Here is a 915-nt window from a genome sequence, read left to right as displayed (position 1 = left end):
CGCGAATATGACGCTGGACGGACTGGAGGCGGCAGTAGATGCAAGCGTGGGACCGACGGAACGCGCACGCCGAAAGTTCAAGATCAACGTCAATCGGTATGCGGACGACTTCGTTGTGACCGGGGTGTCTAAAGACATTCTGGAGCAGAAAGTACTTCCTGCGGTCAAGCAGTTCCTGGCTGTTCGAGGTCTGGAACTCTCGGAAGAGAAAACTAGAGTCACCCACATCGCCGATGGGTTCGATTTCCTTGGGCAGAATGTCCGCAAGTACGCGGGCAAGCTGCTTATCAAACCGGCCAACAAAAGTGTGAAGGCACTTCTGGAAAAGGTAAGGAAATTCGTGAGACAGCACATGAGCGCCACACAGCGGAATTTGATCGTACAGCTCAACCCGGTGATTCGGGGCTGGGCCATGTATCACCGTCATGTGGTCTCAAAATCTCATTTTACGTCGGTAGATGCTCACATCTGGCGCCTCTTGTGGAAATGGGCGATGCGTCGGCACCCCACGAAAGGCGCGGGCTGGGTGAAACACAAATACTTTCGCGTAGAGGGGAACCGTACCTGGGCATTTACTGCCCGGTCACAAGCCCACGGGGTAACCCGGCTGTTTCGGGCGGCGGCGGTTCCGATTGTCCGTCACGTGAAGGTACGTGGCCAGGCCAATCCGTTTGACCCCGCGTGGTCGTCTTACTTTGCCCGCCGTCGAACCACGATTGACGATTGATTGCCCGGTACCAACGCTGGTGCTGGTGAATGGCTTGAGCCGGATGCGGGGCGACTCGCACGTCCGGTTCTTAGGGGGCGGTGGCGCAGTAATGCGCTACCGCTACCCGACATCGGGGTGGACAGCCAAACGGGGCTGACACACAGCGCCGTGGTGACAGCAGCGAACGTGCACGACAAGCATGCGCT

General features: G+C 57.8%; 1 protein-coding gene. It reads left to right on the top strand.

Annotation, left to right across the window (positions count from 1 at the left end):
* Positions 1-727 (top strand): group II intron maturase-specific domain-containing protein (locus AWB67_RS38660; RefSeq protein WP_268808178.1); only part of this gene is annotated, 727 nt, incomplete at its 5' end.
* Between the last annotated feature and the right edge of the window lie 188 nt (positions 728-915).

The sequence above is a fragment of the Caballeronia terrestris genome, assembly GCF_001544515.1.
Taxonomy (GTDB): domain Bacteria; phylum Pseudomonadota; class Gammaproteobacteria; order Burkholderiales; family Burkholderiaceae; genus Caballeronia; species Caballeronia terrestris.
Note: the sequence above shows the minus strand (reverse complement) of the source record. Positions and strands in the feature narration are given on the sequence as shown.